The sequence below is a fragment of the Hymenobacter cavernae genome, assembly GCF_014641455.1.
Lineage (GTDB): Bacteria > Bacteroidota > Bacteroidia > Cytophagales > Hymenobacteraceae > Hymenobacter > Hymenobacter cavernae.
In genome coordinates this window covers 18,076-37,383 of sequence record NZ_BMHT01000001.1, presented here as the reverse complement: position 1 = coordinate 37,383, position 19,308 = coordinate 18,076, and the positions used below count along the sequence as shown (strand labels likewise).

General features: G+C 57.3%; 17 protein-coding genes. 11 read left to right on the top strand and 6 right to left on the bottom strand.

Annotation, left to right across the window (positions count from 1 at the left end):
• The first annotated feature begins 146 nt into the window (after positions 1-146).
• The 9 genes from ilvD to IEX74_RS00130 all read left to right on the top strand — a co-directional run bounded on the left by ilvD (position 147) and on the right by IEX74_RS00130 (position 11,885).
• On the top strand, positions 147-1,868 hold the full coding sequence (gene ilvD / locus IEX74_RS00170) for a dihydroxy-acid dehydratase (protein ID WP_188809806.1): 1,722 nt from the start codon (positions 147-149) through the stop codon (positions 1,866-1,868).
• Complete coding sequence (gene ilvB / locus IEX74_RS00165) at positions 1,831-3,567, top strand: biosynthetic-type acetolactate synthase large subunit (RefSeq protein ID WP_188809804.1); 1,737 nt, start codon at positions 1,831-1,833, stop codon at positions 3,565-3,567. The genes ilvD and ilvB overlap by 38 nt, the downstream gene beginning before the upstream one ends.
• Before the next feature lie 157 nt (positions 3,568-3,724).
• Positions 3,725-4,330 (top strand): acetolactate synthase small subunit, encoded by a 606-nt coding sequence (gene ilvN / locus IEX74_RS00160; RefSeq protein WP_188809802.1) that lies wholly within the window; start codon positions 3,725-3,727, stop codon positions 4,328-4,330.
• A 142-nt stretch (positions 4,331-4,472) separates the two neighbouring features.
• Positions 4,473-5,531, top strand: a complete 1,059-nt coding sequence (ilvC, locus tag IEX74_RS00155) for a ketol-acid reductoisomerase (RefSeq protein WP_188809800.1) — start codon at positions 4,473-4,475, stop codon at positions 5,529-5,531.
• Between the two features lie 173 nt (positions 5,532-5,704).
• Positions 5,705-6,976, top strand: a complete 1,272-nt coding sequence (gene ilvA, locus IEX74_RS00150) for a threonine ammonia-lyase IlvA (RefSeq protein WP_188809798.1) — start codon at positions 5,705-5,707, stop codon at positions 6,974-6,976.
• A 249-nt stretch (positions 6,977-7,225) separates the two neighbouring features.
• Positions 7,226-9,070 carry a DUF885 domain-containing protein gene (locus IEX74_RS00145; RefSeq protein WP_188809796.1) on the top strand — a complete coding sequence of 615 codons (1,845 nt, stop codon included), beginning with the start codon at positions 7,226-7,228 and terminating at the stop codon, positions 9,068-9,070.
• A gap of 121 nt (positions 9,071-9,191) precedes the next feature.
• Positions 9,192-10,778, top strand: a complete 1,587-nt coding sequence (locus tag IEX74_RS00140) for a serine hydrolase (RefSeq protein WP_229755053.1) — start codon at positions 9,192-9,194, stop codon at positions 10,776-10,778.
• A 128-nt stretch (positions 10,779-10,906) separates the two neighbouring features.
• Complete coding sequence (locus IEX74_RS00135; RefSeq protein WP_188809794.1) at positions 10,907-11,464, top strand: DUF4126 domain-containing protein; 558 nt, start codon at positions 10,907-10,909, stop codon at positions 11,462-11,464.
• Between the two features lie 16 nt (positions 11,465-11,480).
• Positions 11,481-11,885, top strand: a complete 405-nt coding sequence (locus IEX74_RS00130) for a DoxX family membrane protein (RefSeq protein ID WP_188809792.1) — start codon at positions 11,481-11,483, stop codon at positions 11,883-11,885.
• 83 nt (positions 11,886-11,968) lie between these two features.
• On the opposite strand, the gene IEX74_RS00125 is transcribed toward IEX74_RS00130, so the two are convergent.
• The gene (locus IEX74_RS00125) at positions 11,969-12,364 is read right to left on the bottom strand and encodes a hypothetical protein (RefSeq protein ID WP_188809790.1); all 396 of its coding nucleotides are present in this window, start codon (positions 12,362-12,364) and stop codon (positions 11,969-11,971) included.
• A gap of 136 nt (positions 12,365-12,500) precedes the next feature.
• Between IEX74_RS00125 and IEX74_RS00120 the strand changes: the two genes are divergently transcribed.
• A complete protein-coding gene (locus tag IEX74_RS00120; RefSeq protein WP_188809789.1) occupies positions 12,501-13,226 on the top strand; it encodes a Dph6-related ATP pyrophosphatase in 726 nt (241 codons plus the stop codon).
• Positions 13,227-13,238: 12 nt separating this feature from the next.
• On the opposite strand, the gene IEX74_RS00115 is transcribed toward IEX74_RS00120, so the two are convergent.
• The 5 genes from IEX74_RS00115 to IEX74_RS00095 all read right to left on the bottom strand — a co-directional run bounded on the left by IEX74_RS00115 (position 13,239) and on the right by IEX74_RS00095 (position 18,372).
• Positions 13,239-14,054 carry a phosphatase PAP2 family protein gene (locus tag IEX74_RS00115; protein ID WP_188809786.1) on the bottom strand — a complete coding sequence of 272 codons (816 nt, stop codon included), beginning with the start codon at positions 14,052-14,054 and terminating at the stop codon, positions 13,239-13,241.
• 360 nt (positions 14,055-14,414) lie between these two features.
• On the bottom strand, positions 14,415-15,407 hold the full coding sequence (locus tag IEX74_RS00110; protein ID WP_188809784.1) for an MBL fold metallo-hydrolase: 993 nt from the start codon (positions 15,405-15,407) through the stop codon (positions 14,415-14,417).
• A 113-nt stretch (positions 15,408-15,520) separates the two neighbouring features.
• Positions 15,521-17,065 (bottom strand): HTTM domain-containing protein, encoded by a 1,545-nt coding sequence (locus IEX74_RS00105; RefSeq protein ID WP_229755052.1) that lies wholly within the window; start codon positions 17,063-17,065, stop codon positions 15,521-15,523.
• Positions 17,066-17,183: 118 nt separating this feature from the next.
• Entirely contained in the window at positions 17,184-17,705 is a 522-nt protein-coding gene (locus IEX74_RS00100; protein WP_188809783.1) for a hypothetical protein, read from the bottom strand.
• 235 nt (positions 17,706-17,940) lie between these two features.
• Positions 17,941-18,372: a hypothetical protein gene (locus IEX74_RS00095; RefSeq protein WP_188809781.1), complete on the bottom strand. Its 432-nt coding sequence runs from the start codon at positions 18,370-18,372 to the stop codon at positions 17,941-17,943.
• A gap of 250 nt (positions 18,373-18,622) precedes the next feature.
• Here IEX74_RS00095 and IEX74_RS00090 point away from each other — a divergent pair, with 250 nt between their 5' ends.
• Positions 18,623-18,967, top strand: a complete 345-nt coding sequence (locus tag IEX74_RS00090; protein ID WP_188809779.1) for a hypothetical protein — start codon at positions 18,623-18,625, stop codon at positions 18,965-18,967.
• The last annotated feature ends 341 nt before the right edge of the window (positions 18,968-19,308 follow it).

Sequence of the window (19,308 nt, the reverse complement as noted above, 5' to 3'; positions counted from 1 at the left end):
CTCCAACGCAAACGTGGGTAGTTGCAACACGAAATTCTGCCTCATGTGTGCTGAGGCGCTCAAGAATTCAATCGAAACCCACTGCTCTAGTACAACCGCCCCGACGCTTAGCACCGCTTCAGCTTCGGACCACAGTAACAACCTTCATGATCCTAAATAAATACAGCCGCATCTACACGCAGGACGACAGCCTGCCGGCTTCACAGGCCATGCTCATCGGCTCGGGCCTGTCGGATGACGATCTGCGCAAGCCATTTGTGGGCATTTGCTCCACCGGCTTCGAGGGGAACACCTGCAACATGCACCTCAATGGCCTGGCTGATGATGTGAAAATAGGGGTGGCCGCGCAGGGTTTGGTCGGGCTGCGGTTTAACACGATCGGTGTGAGCGACGGTATTACCAACGGTAATGCGGGTATGCGCTTCTCGCTGGTGTCGAGAGAAATTATTGCCGACTCGATTGAGGCCATGGCCGGCGCGCACTATTACGATGCGCTGGCTTGCGTGGTCGGCTGCGACAAGAACATGCCCGGCGCCCTCATCGCTATGGCTCGCCTCAACCGGCCGGCGCTGATGGTGTATGGTGGCAGTATCCGGGGCGGGGAGTTTAAGGGGCAGAAACTCAACATTGTATCCTGCTTTGAGGCTTACGGTAAGAAAGTAAACGGCCAGATTTCGGACGAAGATTATAAAGGCATCATCCACAACGCTTGCCCTGGTCCGGGGGCATGTGGGGGCATGTACACGGCCAACACCATGGCGGCTGCCATCGAGACCCTAGGTCTGAGCGTACCGGCCTCGTCGTCGTTGCCCGCTGATAGCCCAGCCAAAGTGCAGGAGTGCCTCGATGCCGGCGTGTACCTGCGCCGCTTGTTGGAGCTGGATCTGAAGCCCCGCGACATCCTAACGCGCGAAGCTTTCGAGAATGCCATGGTGGTTATCACCGTGCTCGGCGGCTCGACCAATGCCGTGCTGCACCTCATTGCCATTGCTCACGCGGCTGGTGTGAAACTGACGATGGAGGACTTTCAGGCCGTGAGCAACCGCGTGCCAGTGCTAGCCGACCTCAAGCCCAGCGGCAAGTACCTGATGGAGGATCTGTCGAAAATAGGGGGCGTGCCGGCCGTGCAGCGCACCTTGCTCGACTACGGTCTGCTCAACGGCGACCTAATGACGGTGACCGGTCGCACGCTGGCCGAAAACCTAGCCGACGTAAAGCCCCTTGGTGCTGAGCAAGATTTGCTGCGTCCGCTGGATAACCCAATCAAAGCGGATGGCCACATTCAGATGCTGTATGGCAACCTCGCTACCAAGGGCGGTGTGGCAAAAATCACGGGCAAAGAGGGCTTGCGGTTTGAAGGCCCCGCTATTGTGTTCAACTCGGAAGAAGAACTGAACCAGGGCATTACCGACCACAAGATTCAACCGGGTCAGGTCGTCGTGATTCGCTACGTGGGGCCGAAAGCAGGTCCGGGCATGCCGGAAATGCTGAAGCCAACTTCGGCCATCATGGGCGCCGGCCTCGGCGACAAAGTAGCGCTGATTACCGATGGTCGCTTTTCGGGTGGCACGCACGGCTTCGTGATTGGCCACGTTTGCCCCGAAGCCTACGACGGCGGCGGCCTAGCCCTGGTGCAGGACGGCGACTGGATTATTCTCGACGCGACCGAGAACACCATTAATGTGCAACTCTCCGACGATGAGCTAGCTGAGCGCCGCGCCGCTTGGCAACGTCCGCCGCTGCCGGTGCGGCAGGGCGTGCTGCTCAAGTACATCCGCACCGTGAGCGACGCCAGCCACGGCTGCATTACCGATTTACTCGAAGAAGATTATGTTAACGAAAGAGCAACCATCCCCAACCTTGCTTGAGCAAGCCCCCAAAACCATTTCCGGCGCCGAAGCAACCTTGCTCGCGCTGCTGGAAGAAGGGGTGGACACGATCTTTGGGTATCCGGGTGGGGCCATCATCCCCATCTACGATGCGCTATACGACTTCAAAGAGCAGCTAAACCACGTGCTGGTGCGGCACGAGCAGGGCGGTATTCACGCGGCCCAAGGCTATGCACGTTCGTCGGGTCGGGTAGGGGTGGTATTTGCTACCAGCGGCCCCGGCGCTACGAACTTGGTTACGGGCCTAGCTGACGCTCAGATTGATAGCACGCCGCTGGTATGCATCACAGGGCAGGTGTTCGCGCACCTGCTCGGCACCGATGCGTTCCAGGAGACTGACATCATTAACATCACGACGCCCGTTACGAAGTGGAACTACCAAGTAACGGATGCAAGCGAAATCCCCGAGGCGCTAGCCAAGGCGTTCTACATCGCCCGCAGCGGCCGTCCCGGTCCGGTGCTGATTGATATTACCAAGAACGCCCAGCAGCAGAAGTTTGAGTTTCCGGGCTACACGCCTTGCTCGCACATCCGCAGCTACCGGCCCAAGCCCATCGTGCGACCCGAGTACATTACGCAGGCGGCGGCGCTCATCAACCAAGCCCAGCGGCCGTTTGTGCTGTGGGGTCAGGGCGTTATCCTAGGTGCAGCGGAAAAGGAATTTCAGGCATTTATCGAGAAAAGTGGTATACCGTCGGCTTGGACCATCCTAGGTGATAGCGCTATTCCAAACGACCACCCGCTGAACGTGGGCATGCTCGGCATGCACGGCAACTACGGCCCGAACGTGCTGACCAACGAGTGCGACGTGCTGATTGCCATCGGTATGCGCTTCGATGACCGCGTAACCGGCCGCCTCGATAAGTACGCTAAGCAAGCCCAAATCATCCACCTCGACATCGACCCAACCGAAATCGGGAAGAACGTGGCCGTGACGGTACCAGTGTGGGGCGACTGTAAGGAAACCCTGCCGCTGCTCACCGAGCTGGTCGAAGCCAAAACGCACGACGAATGGCTAGGTCGCTTCCGCGACTACCTAGCGCAGGAAGTGGAAGCTGTCATCCAAGAAGAGCTGTTCCCGACTTCGGAAGAGCTGACCATGGGTGAAATCGTGCAGCAACTCAACGAGTTGACGGGCGGCGAAGCCATCATCGTGACCGATGTAGGCCAGCACCAGATGGTGGCCTGCCGCTACGCCAACTTCAAGAAGACGCGCAGCAACATCACGAGCGGTGGCCTAGGTACCATGGGCTTTGCCCTGCCTGCTGCCATCGGCGCCAAGTTTGGTGCACCCGAGCGCCCAGTAGTTGCCATCATTGGCGACGGTGGTTTCCAGATGACGATTCAGGAGCTAGGTACCATCATGCAAACGGGCGTTGATGTCAAGATCATGATTTTCAACAACCAGTTCCTCGGTATGGTACGCCAGTGGCAGGAGTTGTTCAACGACCGGCGCTACTCCTTCGTGAACATCGCCAGCCCCGACTACGTGACGGTGGCCAGCGGCTACGGCATCGCCGGCCAGCGCGTGGCCGAGCGGGCCGACTTGCGCCCTGCTATTCAGCGCATGCTCGAACACCCCGGCTCGTTCCTACTGGAAGTGATGGTAACTAAGGAGAACAACATCTTTCCGATGGTACCGCAAGGATGCAGCGTAGCGGAAATCCGCCTGCGCTAGAACGGCCCGGTCCGACGCCCTAGGCGTCCGACCGGTTGCCGCTAGAACGACGCGATTGAACTACCCGCTGCACCTAGCTTACGCAGACGTCAGCACACGACAACCGGTCGGACGCCTAGGGCGTCGGACCGGAAAACGACGAAAGACTTTATTGTATATGAGTCATCAACCCATTGACCGGCAAGAATATAACATCACAGCCTACACGGAAAACCAGGTAGGTCTGCTGAACCGCATTGCCATCATTTTCTCCCGCCGCAAGATCAATATTGAAAGCCTGAACGTCTCGCCTTCCGAAATCGAAGGGATTCACCGCTTCAATATTGTGATTCACGAAACGGAGGAGGTCGTCGCGAAGCTAGCCGGGCAGATCGAGAAGCAGGTGGAAGTACTGAAGGTGTACTACAACACCAACGACGACGTGATTTGGCAGGAAATGGCGCTCTATAAAGTGCCTACCGACATCATCGCGGAGAAGGCGTTGGTAGAGCGCCTGTTGCGCGAAAACGGCGCGCGGGCGGTAGTGATTCGCAAGGACTACACGGTGTTCGAAACCACCGGTCACCGCGAGGAAACCGACAACCTTATTAAGGTGCTCCAGCCTTTCGGTCTGATTGAGTTTGTGCGCTCGGCCCGCATTGCCATCATCAAAGGCAGTGAAGGCTTCAATCGCAAGTTGCGCGAGTTCGAACGGACGGAGCCTAGCCCGGAAGTGGCTGAGAACGAGTACCTCAACAGCCGCGACAAAGTATTCACGATGTAACCTGCTGTAGCGCGGACTTTAGCTACGCTGACTTTCAGTTGTAGTTCGCGCTGCTGAAGCAACAACAATCGTTCTGCGCGGACTACAGAGTCCGCGCTACACTGAAAATCAACATTCAACCTTTACCTTTTAACCTTTCCCAATGGCAACCATCAATTTTGGCGGCGTAGAAGAAAACGTAGTTACCCGCGACGAATTCCCTTTAGCAAAAGCGCATGAAGTTCTGAAAGACGAAACGATTGCTGTCATCGGGTACGGTGTACAAGGCCCCGGCCAGGCCCTGAACATGCGTGACAATGGTTTCAATGTGATTGTGGGTCAGCGCAAAGACTCGGCTTCTTGGGAGAAAGCCGTGAGCGACGGCTGGGTGGAAGGCGAAACGCTGTTCTCAATCGAGGAAGCAGCCGACCGCGGCACCATCATCTGCAACCTACTGTCGGATGCCGGCCAAATTGCCCTGTGGCCCACGCTGAAAGAGCGCCTGACCGCTGGCAAAACGCTGTATTTCTCGCACGGCTTCGGCATCACTTTCAACGACCAAACCAACATCATCCCCCCAGCTGATGTAGACGTAATTCTGGTGGCTCCCAAGGGTAGCGGCACTAGCCTGCGTCGTCTGTTCCTAGCTGGCGGTGGCCTGAACTCGTCGTTCGCTATCTTCCAAGATGCTACGGGCAAAGCCTACGAAAAGGCAGTTGCTATGGGCATCGGTGTTGGCTCGGGCTACCTGTTCCAAACCGACTTTAAGAAAGAAGTTTACTCCGACCTGACCGGCGAGCGTGGCGTGCTGATGGGCGCCCTAGCTGGCATCATCGAGGCGCAATACCAAGTATTGCGTCAGCGCGGCCACTCGCCTTCGGAAGCCTTCAACGAAACCGTAGAAGAGCTGACCCAGAGCCTCGTGCCGCTGGTAGGCGAAAACGGCATGGACTGGATGTTCAGCAACTGCTCGGTAACGGCCCAGCGCGGTGCCCTCGACTGGAAAGGTCGTTTCCGTGACGCCACCCTGCCCGTGCTGAATGAGCTGTACGACAGCGTAGCCTCTGGCGAAGAAGCCCGCCGCACCATCGAGCGTGGCTCGACCCCCGGCTACCGCAAAGAGTTGGAAGCCGAACTGAAAGAAGTACGCGACTCTGAGTTGTGGCAGACGGGCGCCACAGTGCGCCAGCTCCGCTCGAAAACGGAGAACGTAGAAGCGTAAGTAGAAGGGGAGCTAGCACTAGAAAGCTAGCTCCCCTCCTTTTTTAAGAAGGAGTTGGGGGTGGTTCAGCTAGAGCTAGTCTTTGTTCAACGACAAGGAACCACCCCCAACCCCTCCTTGAAAAAGGAGGGGAGCTGTTAGTTCTGACCTAGCTTCTTCAAAATAGTAACCCCATGGAAAACGAAGTAGCCCCGGCAACAGCTGCCGTTAGTTTGGAGCAAGTAGAGACGGCAGCGCGGCTGCTAAAAGGCGTCATTTACAAGACGCCTTTGCTGCAAAACCTAGGTCTGTCGCGTACCTACGAGGCCAATGTGTACTTGAAGCGGGAAGACCTGCAAGTGGTGCGTTCCTACAAGATTCGGGGCGCCTACAACAAGATGGCCACGTTGCCACCAATTGCCGGCGCCCGCGAAATTGTGTGCGCTAGCGCCGGCAACCACGCTCAAGGTGTCGCCTATGCCTGTCACTCGCTCCAACTGCCGGGGTATATTTTCATGCCGGCCAACACACCGGCGCAGAAAGTTGACAAAGTTCGGCTGTTCGGCAAAGACCAAGTGGAAGTGGTGCTCACGGGCAATACCTTCGACGAGGCTTTTCAAGCGGCCAAGAAGTTCTGCGACAGTCGCGGCAGCACGTTCATTCATCCCTTCGACGACCCCGCCGTGGTAGCTGGGCAGGCTACGGTAGGGCTGGAGATTTTGAAAATTGCTACCGCGCCGATCGACTACTGCTTCATGCCTATCGGGGGCGGTGGCCTAGCTTCGGGCGTGGCCAGCGTGTTCAAGCAAATGAGCCCGCACACCAAGCTCATCGGGGTGCAGCCGGAAGGCGCGCCTTCCATGCACAAGGCCTACTACGACCGGCAACACGGCGCCCTCACCCAGATCGACAGCTTCGTAGACGGCGCTGCCGTGAAGTGCCCTGGCGTATTGACTTATGAAATCTGCCGTGAACTGCTGGATGAAATCGTGCTGGTGCCGGAAGGCCTTGTTTGCCAGGATCTGCTGAAGCTTTACAATGAGGAAGGCATCGTAGTGGAGCCAGCGGGCGTGCTGAGCATCTCGGCCCTGAGCCAGTACAAAGACGAAATCAAGGGCAAGAATGTGGTGTGCGTGGTGAGTGGCTCCAACAACGATATCACCCGCATGGAGGATATCAAGGAGCGGGCGATGAAGTACCAAGGCTTGAAGCACTACTTCATGGTGACCTTCAACCAGCGCCCCGGTGCTCTGCGCAGCTTCGTGAACAACGTACTTCTGCCTGAAGACGACATCATCCACTTCCAGTATATCAAAAAGAACAACAAGGAGAAAGGCCCTGTTTTCGTAGGTATCGAAGTGAAGCAGCCCGGCGACGTGGAAGGTATTAAAGCGCGGATGCTGGAGGAAGGCTTCTCGTTTGAGTACCTGAACGGTAAACCCGATTTCCTGGCGCTGCTGGTGTAGCTGGCTAGGGCCTGGGCTTAAGTTTGGACAGTCCTGCCGCGCTCAGCGTGGCAGGACTGTTCTTTTTAACCCGATGGAACGCGCCACGGCGCGTTCCATCGTTGAACGATGCGTCGGCGTGGCGGATTGGCGCGGGGCGGGTTCGTTCTGGCGTCAGCAACGACGAACGCGCCGTGGCGCGTTCCTACATGTGCAAATAGCTAGGGCAAACTACTTAGCTTTAAGCTCCACAACCTACCTCTAGCTTACATGAAAAGACTGGTCCTCATTGGGGCACTTGCCAGTTCCTTACTGGCCGCTTGCAATCAGCAAAAACAAGGAGAGAACGGCGCAGCCGACGGTGATGCGAAAGCGCAAAACCTAGGTAAGCTGTTTGATGCTTATTGGGAGAAGCACAACCAGCTCTTCCCCTTCGACGCGACGGCGCAGGGGGATAACCGCTACAACAACCTGCTCCCCAACGACCAGACGCACGCTTTCCGCGATACGCTGCGGGCGTACTATCAAGGCTACCTTGATAAGCTGAATGCCTTCGACCGCAATACTTTATCGGAAAACGACAAGATCAGCTACGATATCTTTCAGTATGAGATGCAAAGCCAACTAGCCGGGCTGAAGCTGAATACCTGGATGATGCCGTTTCAGCAGTTTTGGGGTTTGCCGATTAGCATGGGGCAATATGGCTCGGGTGCCAACATTCAGCCTTTCAAAACGGCTAAAGACTACGAAAACTGGCTAGGTCGGGTGAAGAGCTTCCCGGTGTGGGCCGATTCGGCTATTGCCAACTTCCGCAAGGGCATGGCCGCGGGCGTGGTGCTGCCAAAAACCTTAGTGACGAAGATGATTCCGCAGATGCAGTCTTTCGTCGTGCCGGACCCGACCCAGAGCCTGTTCTACGACCCCATCAAGAACTTTCCCAAGGACATTTCCGCCGATGACCAAAAGCGCCTGACTGATGCTTATAAGCAGGCCATTATGGCGAGTGTGGTGCCCACGTACCAAAAGCTAGGTGCTTTCCTGAAAAACGAGTACTTGCCGAAAAGCCGCACCAGCACGGGCATTGCGGCTATTCCGGGCGGCAAGGAAGACTACATGTATTACGTGAAGTACTATACCACTACTGACAAGACGCCGGAGGAAATCTACGAGACGGGCGAGAAGGAAGTGGCGCGTATCCGGGGCGAGATGGAGAAAGTGAAGGCGCAGGTCGGCTTCAAGGGTGATTTGAAAGCCTTCTTCGAATTTATGAAGAACGACAAGCGCTTTATGCCCTACAAAACGCCGCAGGAGGTGCTCAACGCTTTCGAGGACATCCACAAGCGCATGGAGCCGAACCTAAAAAAGATGTTTGGGCAGGTGCCGAAGACGCCATTTGAGATTCGCCAGACGGAAGCGTTCCGCGCGGCATCGGCGTCGGCGGAGTACAATCAAGGTGCGCCGGACGGCTCACGGCCGGGGATTTTCTACGTGCCGATTCTGGATGCCAAGACATTTAACACGACTTCGGGCATGGAGTCGCTGTTTTTGCACGAAGCCATTCCGGGCCACCACTACCAGATTTCGCTGCAACAGGAAAGCAACGACTTGCCGAAGTTCCGCCGTTTCGGCGGCTACGGCGCCATGGTCGAAGGCTGGGCTTTGTACTGCGAATCGCTGGGCAAAGAGCTAGGTCTGTACACCGACCCGTATCAGTACATGGGCGCGCTCGGCGACGAGATGCACCGCGCCATTCGCTTGGTAGTCGATGTGGGGATGCACACCAAAGGCATGACGCGCGAGCAGGCCATTAAGTACATGATGGACAACGAAGCCATCAGCGAGCAGGGCGCCACGGCCGAGATTGAGCGCTACATGGCCATTCCGGGGCAGGCGCTTTCCTACAAAGTAGGCGCGCTCAAGATTCGGGAATTGCGCAGCAAGTACCAGAAGGAGCTAGGTGCCAACGACCAGGTTCGGCTGCGCGAAAAGTACCGGAATCAGTCAGGTGAACATTTCAGCCTCAGTGCTTTCCATGATGAGATGTTGAAAGACGGGGCTATGCCGCTTTCGGTACTGGAGCGCAAGATGAATACTTGGGAAGTAGGGCAGAAATAGCTTTGTGGTACCGGGCAGACTTAGGTTTCCGCAGAAGGCGCTGGAGGTCCGTTGAACAACTCAGCGCCCTCTGCGCAGACCTCTGCGGGAACCTAGGTCTGCCTTTAAACTGAACCTCTCTATGTTTCGAGTTTATTTCCTGAGCCTGGGTCTGACCTTAGCAGCAGCTTTACCAAATCAAGCCCAAATGGCAACCCCAGCTGCCGCGCCCCTCGACGTAGCCGCCGTGGATGCCGTAGTGGCGCGCACGCTTAAGGCGTTCGATGTGCCGGGCATTGCGGTGGGTGTGGTGAAAGACGGGCAAATAGTGCTGGCCAAAGGCTACGGCGTCCGTTCCCTGAACACGAAAGCGCCAGTAGATGCCAACACGCTGTTCGGCATTGCTTCTAATACCAAAGCCTTTACCGCGGCGGCGCTCGGCTTGCTGGTTGATGAGGGCAAGCTGAACTGGGACGATAAGGTGACGGATTACATCCCCGAGTTCCGGCTCTACGACCCCTACGTGACAGCCGAGTTCACCATCCGCGACCTGCTCACGCACCGTAGCGGCCTAGGTCTGGGCGCGGGCGACCTGATGTTCTTTCCCGACTCAACGGACTTCACCACCAAAGACGTCATTCACAACCTGCGCTACTTCCGGCCGGTGTCGTCGTTTCGCAGCCAGTATGCCTACGACAACAACCTCTACATCGTGGCGGGCGAGATTGTGACGCGAGTAGCCGGGCAACCCTGGGCCGACTTTGTGGAAGCGCGCCTGCTCAAGCCGCTCGGTATGACGCACAGCGCCACCAGCTTTTCGCGGCTGCCCGACGCCAGCAATGTCATTGATGCCCATGCCGTTGCCGATGGCAAGGTGCAGGTGGTGCGCCGCGACCTAGGTACGCTGTGGGCGCCGGCGGCCTGCATGTATTCCAGCGTGGCCGACCTGAGCCTGTGGGCCAAGATGCTGCTCGGCGGACCGGGCGCGCCGCCTTCGCTGCTTAGCGCCAAGGTGCAGCAGGAAATGTGGACGCCCCAAACCATTCTGCCCCTGAGTCCGGCCCCGACGCCCTACAACACGCACTTTTCCGCCTACGGGCTAGGTTTTTTTCTGCGTGACGTGCGCGGCTACAAAGAGGTGTCGCACACGGGCGGCGAAATTGGCATGGTGACCAAGATGACGCTGCTGCCGGAGCTGCACCTGGGCATCATCGTGCTGACCAACCAGGAAGTAGGCGCCGCGTTTACGGCCGTCACGAATGCCATCGAGGACCACTACCTAGGTCTTTCGGGCCTCGACCGGGTGCAGGAAATGGTAGACCGCCGCAAGAGCAGCGAGTCGGATGCGGATAAGGTGCTGGACGCTGTGGGGAAGCAGGTGGCCGTGGCGCAGAAGGCAGCAAAGAAACCTGACTACTCGCCGTATGTTGGCCGCTACCGTGACCCGTGGTTAGGAGAGGTGATTATCTACACGCAGAGCAAGGGTTTGTGGTTGAAGGTATTACGTTCGCCGCGCCTGACGGGGCAGCTGCTGCCCTACCGCGGTAGTACCTACGTAGTGCGTTGGCGCGAGCGAAGCTTCAACGCCGATGCTTACGCCGCCTTTACCCTGGACGAACAGGGCAATGCGACAGGGATGAAAATGAAGCCAATTTCCCCGCTCACTGATTTTAGCTACGATTTTCAAGACTTGGATTTTCAGCGCCTGGCGGCCGATTTAGCACGCTAGCATTTGTCAGGTGTTAGTTGTCAATCTTATATGCCTAAACCTAGGTGTTAGATGGCAACGGTTAACTGTTGACTGATAAGTTGCGTTAAGGGAGTTACTCTTTTCACAAGAACATAACGCTGAATTATATGGCAACTAAATTCTGGCAAGCGGTGGGGCTGGGTGTGCTGGCCGGCATGCGCAGCATGACGGCTCCGGCCCTGCTCAGCCACACGCTGGCAAAGAACCCTTCCAAGAAGCTCCGTAAGTCGCGGTTGGGCTTTCTCCAGTCGCCCACAACGGCTACCGTGCTGAAGGTGATGGCCGGGGGCGAAATGATCGGCGACAAACTGCCCAACGCCCCCGACCGGACGGTGCCGCCCGTGCTGGGCGGCCGAATTTTATCCGGCGCTTTGGTGGGCGGTGCTACCTACAAGGCGGCCGGTGGCAAGCTGTTGCAGGGGGCACTGCTCGGCAGTGCGGCGGCGGTTGCTGCTACGTATGGCATGTTGGCGCTCCGCAAATACCTGGGCAAAGCAACCGGCCTGCCCGATACCGTCTGGGGGCTGACGGAAGATGCTACCACCGTAGGGAGCGGCCTGGCGCTGCTCCAAAACCCACCGTACGGGGCCGATAAGAAAGCCCGGCAAGCCAAGCGCAAAGCAGTGAAGCAAGCTCCGAAGCGGACACGAAATTCGCCGGCTTAAACGTTAGCTCGCTTCTATGACACTGACCAACTCCGAGCTGGCCTTTGTGCTGGGCCGGCTCTTGCTGGGCATCAACTTCCTGGGCCACGGCTTGGTTCGCATTCCGAAGCTAGGTGCCTTTCGCGCCGGGCTGGTGAAGCAGTTTGCCGCCACCTGGCTGCCCACTACGCTCGTCGAATTATTCGCCACGGTGCTGCCGTTTCTGGAGTTCGGAATTGGGTTGCTGCTGGTGCTGGGGCTGTTTACGCGGCCCGTGCTGACGCTCGGCATGTTCCTGCTGATGGCTTTGGTATTTGGCAGCAGTCAGCAGGAAAACTGGGACGCGGTGGGCACGCAGATGGTGTATGGCATCTTCTTTATCCTGCTGCTGCGCCACGCCGAGCACAACCGCTATTGCCTCGATGCGCGGCCAGGGGTGTAGGATAAACAGTTGACTAATAAGCCAGAAAGCCGGCGCAACCTAGGTTGCGCCGGCTTTCTGGCTTATTAAAGAGTAGCGTTGGGCTATTGCTGCGTCGACTGCTGCGCCGGCGATTTCACGTCGTTCTGATTGCCGGAGCCGGTGCCGCCCGTGTTCTTGGAGCTAGGATCGAGCGAGGTGCTGTTGCCCTGCGGCGTCATGGAAGTAGAGCTGTTGCCGCCGGGCGCATTTTCCAGGCCCGCGTCAGCCGAAGTTTGCATGTCGGCGGCCGAGCCTTTGCCGGCTGGCGGCTGCACGTTCTGGCGGTAGTTGATGCTATCGGCGTAAATCTCCATTGTGCGGGCCGGCGGGGCGGCGCTTACGTCAAAATCGTTTACGCGCTGCGGATCGACGCCGGGGGTATAGCGAGAATCGCAGGCAGAAAGCGTGGCCGTAGCACCGAGCAACAAGGCGAGTAGTAGGTTAGGCGTCTGTTTCATTGAGGAGAGCATGGTTGATAAAGGAGGGAGAGCACAAACGCTTGTACGGAAAACTGAGCAAAAAGAGGCAGCGACCTGAATTTTTCCCTCAAACAGTAGGCGTCGCGCCGTACAGCGTCCTGCTTACCTTTGGCTTATGTCGATTTCAGCCCTGATGAACTGGAGCGGAGGCAAAGATTCTGCCCTTGCTCTGTACCACATTCTGCAAGACCCGCATTATGCTGTGGCGCAACTGCTTACCAGCGTAAACGCCCACCACCAACGGGTCTCAATGCACGGCGTGCGTGTGTCGTTGCTGGAAATGCAGGCCCAGCGCATCGGCCTGCCGCTCATACAGCTAGCCCTGCCCGAGATGCCTGCCATGGACGATTACGAGCGCCTGATGACGGCCACGCTGGCGCCCTTGCAGCAGCAAGGCATCACTCATGCCATCTTCGGCGATATTTTCCTGGAAGACCTGCGCACCTACCGCGAACAGCAGCTGGCGAAGCTAGGTATGCAGGCCGTGTTTCCGCTGTGGCAGCGCCCCGGCGCCGACATCCTGCGCGAGTATTTAGACCTAGGTTTTCAGGCGGTAGTAGTGTGCGTGAACGAGCAGCACCTGGATGCCAGCTTCTGCGGCCGCCTGCTCGACCACGACTTTCTGCGCGACCTGCCGTCTGGCGTCGACCCCTGCGGCGAGAACGGCGAGTACCACAGCTTCGTGTTCGATGCGCCGTACTTCAGTGCGCCCATTGCTTTTGAACGAGGCGAATTGGTGCGCCGAATCTACGCATCGCCGACTGGCAGCGCCGCCGAAGCCAATGCGCCCGATCCGTTTGCCGCCGGCTTCTGGTACTGCGACCTGCTGCCAAAAGCATAGCACATCAATAAATCACAGCTTCCAGGTCATTCCGAGGCCGGGCGCGCCTTGCTGCCAAGTAGGCATAATGTTCATGCCGGTGGGCATGAGCGGCTTGCGGCCCCAGCGGTTGCGATGGGTGAGGTAGCCTAGGTGGGCGGAAAGGATGCCAAAGCCGGCACCCGCTACCACGTCGCTTTGCCAGTGCTTGCTGTTGATCATGCGCAAACCGGCCACGCTGGTCGCAATAGCGTAGGCGCCTATGCCATACCACTGGCTTTTATCCCGAAACTCGTTGTGCACGATGCTGGCCGCCAGAAACGCCTGCGCCGTGTGGCCCGACGGAAACGAGAGCATGTCCGAATTGTCGGGGCGCCGAATTTTGGTCAATGACTTCACAATGAAGGTGCTGGAGAGCATGATCAGCTCACTTTTCAACACCACTAAGCCAATGTTAATCTTGTCGTTCTTCGACTCGACGCCAGCTAGCAGCACGCCGCCTAGCTCCAAATACGGCGCAATAATCAGGACGTCATCGAGGTGAGTGCGGAAGGTAGGAAACAGCTTGTGGATGTCTTTATTTGCCTGATAGCTGCTGTAAAAGCCATTGCCGTTGATGCAGGTAGCGCCGTAGGTGATAAGCACCGCCGGCACGATGGTGGCTCTCACCAGCTTGCTCTTGTACCACGGTGCCCGAGCTACGGGCGACGAAATGCCGCTGGGATTCTCGAACTTGTGCGTAGTGTCGGTAGCAGCTGGAACAGTAGGCGTTACCTGGGCTAGGGTGGGGGTGAAAGTAGCTAGCCACAGCGCGGCGCCCACTAAACTCCGGGATAAAAAAGTACGCATAGGTAGAGGTGTTTTCTTCAGAGAAATAAAGACCAATCTGCTGTCACATTCTGGCGTGACAACTCAGATTATCAAGCTTAAACGGGAGTTCCAAAGAAAATCTGCCTTAGTTGAGCTTGTTATTACGTAATTGTTAAGCTGGTATTATACCTAAATAATTGAATTTTAGTTAGTTGCTGGGTTGAAAACTGGTGATAAAATCAACGAAAATTAAGTTTGCCAAACCGAGGTTAGCCGCTACGGCTTCAGAAAGTGCCACTTTATTCACCTGTTGTCTGCATCCTCTGGATTTTGAATACAAAAATGGCTGGACAGCATTGCTGTCCAGCCATTCATTGCACAAGCGGAACCTAGGTCGGCTTACGCCTTGGCTTTCTTCAGGCGTTGCTGCTGAGCAGGATGGTCCTGCGTGGCCAAGGCATAGGTCAGAAGCCCAACCACGCCGATTGTTAGTAGGACGCCAGATAATGGACTAGATACGGGTGGCGGCACGGCTATCACGCCGGTTTCGTCGGCGAGGGCGGGCTGGGGCACATAGCGGCCTTGGGCGGGTTTGGCTTGCTGATCGAAGTGCTGCACGAGCTGGGTGAGCTGGTCGCGCAGCTCCTGGCCGTGCATCGGGATGCCGTGGCCAGTGGCGGCTACTTCGGGCTGCAACGCGGCCAGGGCTTGCACCGAGGCGCGCGCTTGCTCCCAGTCGCAGGTGAAATAAGCGGGTGGCCCATGTACTTCCTGTTTCTGCTGCCACACGGCCATCGCTGATTCCTGCTTGGTCGTTACGAAAGCATCGCCGGCCAGCAAGGTGCGGTCCGACTCGCGGAAGAAGGAAACGTGGCCCGGCGCGTGGCCCGGCGTCGCAATCCAGCGCCAGCCATCCAGGCCGGGCATGGTGCCATCTTCGGGCAGCGGCTTCACCCGGTCACCTAGGTCGATAGGGCTTTTCGGATACAGGAACGACATTGCGGACATCGCGCCGCCGCCCACACTCGGGTCGGGTGGCGGATACGACGAGCGGCCCGTCAGGTAAGGCAGCTCCAGCGGGTGCGCGTACACGGGCACGTCGGGCCAGCGCGCCATCAGCGTGTGCAGGGCGCCAATGTGGTCGAAGTGGCCGTGGGTGAGCCAGATGGCCGCCGGCGGATTGTCTTCCCCAAACAGGAACGCGGCCTTGTCGAGCACTTTCGGAGCCGAGCCCGGCAAGCCGGCATCGACCAGCACCCACGGACCCGCGGGCGCTTCGGGGTCGCGCACATAAAAGAGGTTGACGAACACATTGCGCAGCCCCCATACGCCCGGCACGACGTGGTACAGGGCGGGCGTGCTGCCGCGGGTAGCATGGTTTTGTTCAGACATAGGATCAGGTGTTAGGAAGGAGGTAAGAGTCAGGTAAAGTGTTGAAGCCTGTTGTAAGCGTACCTTGGCTTTTACTGAAGAGTTGGCGAAAAAGGTATTGTCGACCTTGCTCTCTATTGCTGAGGGGCTTGCCGCGCCAGTTCCGTTTCGCAGCTGCACAGCACCTCGCGGGTAGGAGGAACAACCTTGTAATCGGGCAAGGATATTTCCTTCATGTAAATCACGTCGAGGCGGCGCAGAAGCTGATCGGGGTGCTTTTCCTGCCAGATGCGCAATAGGTAGTTGCAGTAATACGGGCGCATGTAGGCATTGGAAACGAACAGGTAATTCTCCGAATACTTGCGCCAGCGGTCGTTCTTAAACAGCGCCATCACCGATTCAGGCTTGTCGTAGGTCACGGTGCGGCCCTTGCGGTTCAGGTCGATGTGCTGGCCGTTCTTGGTGGTGGCGTCCAGAATGTACCAGCCATCATCTTTAAACACGGCCGGCGCAAACATGCCCCAGTGCTGATCGGTGCGAAACAAATAGCCAAACCACCGGATCGGCTCTCTCATGTACCATTCGGGCTTGGCAATGCTGTCGAGGTTCCACCAGCACACGTACACCAGCAAGAGGCTCACAAAGGCTTCGCGCATAATCCGCAGCCGGCGGTTCGTGTGGCTTGAGCGGTGCCAGCTGGCTTCAACCCGAAACTGAAAAGGCAACCGACGCCAATGCTCTAGGCTAGGTCGCCACTGCGCCAGCCGCGGCCCCAGCCGCTGCGCCCGCGTGCGGATGTGCCGGTCGAGCCAGTTCATCGTCCAGGGCGGCAGTAAGCCCAGCACCGAGGCCATGTTGATGAGGTAAAACAAACCCACAAACAGCGTGAGGCTGATACCGATGTGGAAGGAGTAGAGCACGCCCACGAATAGCAGTCGCCACCACTTCACGCCAAACGGGATGAAGAGCACAAAGGGCAGCAGCATCTCGGTGTAGTACGTGGCGAAGGTGAGAAAGCGCATCGTGTTGTAGTGCTGATACAGCAGACGGCCGCCCGGCATCAGCAGCTGGTCGAGGCTGAGCGCGTAGTAAATGGCGGTACCTTCCTTCGACCACTCGGGCGCATTCTTGAGCAATGCCGTACACCAGTACACGAGGCAGAGCTGCACGATGTAGGCCACCGTAGCGGCGCTGAAATACTGGTAGTCGAGCGGCTCTTCCTTGCCCTTGGCATCCAGGGAATACAGGCGGCCCCAGGGCAGAAAAATACCCCAGAACAGCAGCATCCGCATCAGATCGTCGCCGCCCTGTCCGATGAGCGGGTTGCGGTTTTGCAACGACACCAGCAGCAGCCACGAGATGATGGTCATCAGGCGGGTGCGGTACCCGAGCAGCAGCGCCACGGCCGCGGCCGCGGCCAGCAGAAACAGCAGCGCTTCGCCCTGCCACAAGCCCGTGATGGCGTGAAACGAAAACTGATAGGGGTTCCAGCAAAACTGGTAGAGCACATTCAGGGGCAGCACCCCTAGGTTGGCATAGTGCGCTTCCAGATCGGTGCTGCGAATAGCTAGGTCTGTCAGAACAACGGCGGCTACCGCGATACGCATCAGCGCCATGGCCCGCAGATCGAGCACAAACGGACGCCGTAGAAAAGCTAAAAAAGCTAAAATTCGGGGCATAGGCAGCCGCGACGGTAATACGTGGAACAAAAGAAGGCGGAAAAGCAAGTCACTCCGCAAGAATGACCGGCCTTTCCGCCCTCAGACAAGATATTACGGAACGTTGTCCGGAGCAGGCTTAGCGCGTCGTCGAGCCGCTGGTGCTACCCGACGTAGTGCCGCCGCTGGTGCGGGTCGAGCGGGTAGAGCGGGTCTGGGTGCGGCGCGTAGAGCGCGTCGAACTGGTGGTCGAGCCCGAGCTCTGGTCGATGATGCCGTTGGTCGTAGCGCCGGTGGTGCCGGCTGTGGTGCCGCTCGAACCAGCCGTGGTGCCGATTCCAGCCGTAGTGCCGGCCGTGCTACCGAAAGTAGTTGAGCCCGTGCCAGCCGTCGTGCCTACCGTAGTAGCGCCTGCGGTGGTGCCGGCTGTTGTACCAGCCGTGGTGGTGCCGGCCGTAGTCCCGAGGCCACCTGCAGTCGAGCCCGATGTGGAGCCAACCGTAGTGCCGTAGCCCGTAGTAGAGCCTACCGTAGTAGTGCCGCTGGTAGTACCACCCATGGTGCCGGTAGTGCCGGTGGTGGTTTGAGCGAAGCTGTTACCGGCACTGAATACGAAGGCAGTCAGCGCTAGGGTTCCGAATACAAGACGTGTCTTTTTCATGGCAGTTGAAGTTAATGGAAGGAGAGACAGCGCTGATGCGCAAGGGCTTGTACGGAGAACTCAGGATTAGGTATACAAAATCGGTTTAAGACAAATACGGGTTTCTTAAACGAATGTCCTGCACAAGTCAGCAATGCCTAGGTATTTTTACGTACTAAAACAGCTCAGGTCAGTCCCTGGTGTAGGATTGGCCTGAGCTGTTCTGTGTAGCTAAGATGCTAGCTTAAGCAGCGGTTTAGGTGGTGCTGCCGCCGGTGGTAGAGCCAGCCGTAGAACCCGTTGTGCCGCCCGCACCGCCGGTGCTGCCCGCCGTAGAGCCGCCTGTGGTAGCGCCGGTACCGGCTGCTCCCGTAGTAGAAGCATCACCGGCGGTGCTGCCACCTGTGGTAGTGCCGCCAGCCGTCATAGAGCCGCTAGCATCGCTGCCGGCCGTGCTGCCGCCCGTAGACGACATATCTGAAGAGCCCGAGCCGCTCATGGCGCCTCCCGATGAATCGGATGACATAGCGCCGCTGCTGGCGTCGGAAGAGCCGGCGTCAGAAGAACCTTCGGTAGAGCTGCCACTGGTAGAGCCGCCTTCCGAACCGCTATTGTTGCCACCACAGCTGCTCAGAGAAAGCGAGCCGGCCAGCAAAGCAGCCAGGATCATTATTGAATTCTTTTTCATACGAGGTTAAAAGAGGAAAGAATGTTGGTGAATGGGATAGAAGATGAATTCTGTCCGCTTACGTAACAAGTTTAGAATGAGTTAATGACGAGCTTAGAAATACCAAAAAGTAATTCGGGAGACCTAGGTTTAAAGCAAGCTATCCGACGCCGCTCCGTGTGAAGGAGCCCGCTACCGGACAGCTACTAAAAACATAATGTGTGACAATAGCTGCGTTACTTATTAGGTAGTGCCACCGCCACCGCCGCTAGTGGAACTACCGCCGGTTGAGCCGCTCGTGGAGCTACCGCCAGTCGAACCACTGGTCGAACTACCACTGGTCGAACTACCACTGGTGGAGCTGCCGCTGGTGGTACCGCTAGTTGAACTTCCACCAGTTGAGCCACTGGTCGAACTACCACTGGTAGAACCACTGGTCGAACTACCGCTCGTTGAACTGCCACTGGTAGTTCCTGAAGTGGTGCCGCTGGTCGTACCTGAGGTCGTACTTGGCGTGCTGTTATCGTCGTCATCATCGCAGGATACTACGCCTAACGATAAACAGAGTAAGGCGGCTGGTATAGCCGTTAGCCATCTTTTTTTCATGGGGGTGTAAGCTTTTTAGGGTAGTAGTACAATTCCCCGTCTATACGACCTTGCTCACGCTGCGAATGAAGATTGACATAGTGAATAAATACTGAATTTATTCAACGAGTATTTAGTAGATATGCTGATGAATTTTATGGATTAAACTTAAGTTAGTCAATATGTTATATAACATTCTGTGGTATATGTTTGCTGCTTTATAACTTGGTATAGTAATATTGACAAGCTATTCTAGAGGAATGCAAAGCAGACCTGGATAGAAGGCTTCTGATTGAAGCAGCAACAACTGCGCAACAACAATTGCGGCTTGTGCAATGTATTATGGGCAACTGCCCGCTAGCCCAAAACTTC

Coding starts and splice junctions, on each gene's coding strand:
- IEX74_RS00110 (WP_188809784.1), bottom strand. CDS start 15,407: ATGTCTGAACAAAACCATGCTACCCGCGGCAGCACGCCCGCCCTGTAC.
- IEX74_RS00095 (WP_188809781.1), bottom strand. CDS start 18,372: ATGAAAAAGAATTCAATAATGATCCTGGCTGCTTTGCTGGCCGGCTCG.
- ilvB (WP_188809804.1), top strand. CDS start 1,831: ATGTTAACGAAAGAGCAACCATCCCCAACCTTGCTTGAGCAAGCCCCC.
- ilvN (WP_188809802.1), top strand. CDS start 3,725: ATGAGTCATCAACCCATTGACCGGCAAGAATATAACATCACAGCCTAC.
- IEX74_RS00115 (WP_188809786.1), bottom strand. CDS start 14,054: ATGCGTACTTTTTTATCCCGGAGTTTAGTGGGCGCCGCGCTGTGGCTA.
- ilvD (WP_188809806.1), top strand. CDS start 147: ATGATCCTAAATAAATACAGCCGCATCTACACGCAGGACGACAGCCTG.
- IEX74_RS00125 (WP_188809790.1), bottom strand. CDS start 12,364: ATGAAACAGACGCCTAACCTACTACTCGCCTTGTTGCTCGGTGCTACG.
- IEX74_RS00130 (WP_188809792.1), top strand. CDS start 11,481: ATGACACTGACCAACTCCGAGCTGGCCTTTGTGCTGGGCCGGCTCTTG.
- IEX74_RS00120 (WP_188809789.1), top strand. CDS start 12,501: ATGTCGATTTCAGCCCTGATGAACTGGAGCGGAGGCAAAGATTCTGCC.
- IEX74_RS00105 (WP_229755052.1), bottom strand. CDS start 17,065: ATGCCCCGAATTTTAGCTTTTTTAGCTTTTCTACGGCGTCCGTTTGTG.
- IEX74_RS00135 (WP_188809794.1), top strand. CDS start 10,907: ATGGCAACTAAATTCTGGCAAGCGGTGGGGCTGGGTGTGCTGGCCGGC.
- ilvC (WP_188809800.1), top strand. CDS start 4,473: ATGGCAACCATCAATTTTGGCGGCGTAGAAGAAAACGTAGTTACCCGC.
- IEX74_RS00145 (WP_188809796.1), top strand. CDS start 7,226: ATGAAAAGACTGGTCCTCATTGGGGCACTTGCCAGTTCCTTACTGGCC.
- ilvA (WP_188809798.1), top strand. CDS start 5,705: ATGGAAAACGAAGTAGCCCCGGCAACAGCTGCCGTTAGTTTGGAGCAA.
- IEX74_RS00100 (WP_188809783.1), bottom strand. CDS start 17,705: ATGAAAAAGACACGTCTTGTATTCGGAACCCTAGCGCTGACTGCCTTC.
- IEX74_RS00140 (WP_229755053.1), top strand. CDS start 9,192: ATGTTTCGAGTTTATTTCCTGAGCCTGGGTCTGACCTTAGCAGCAGCT.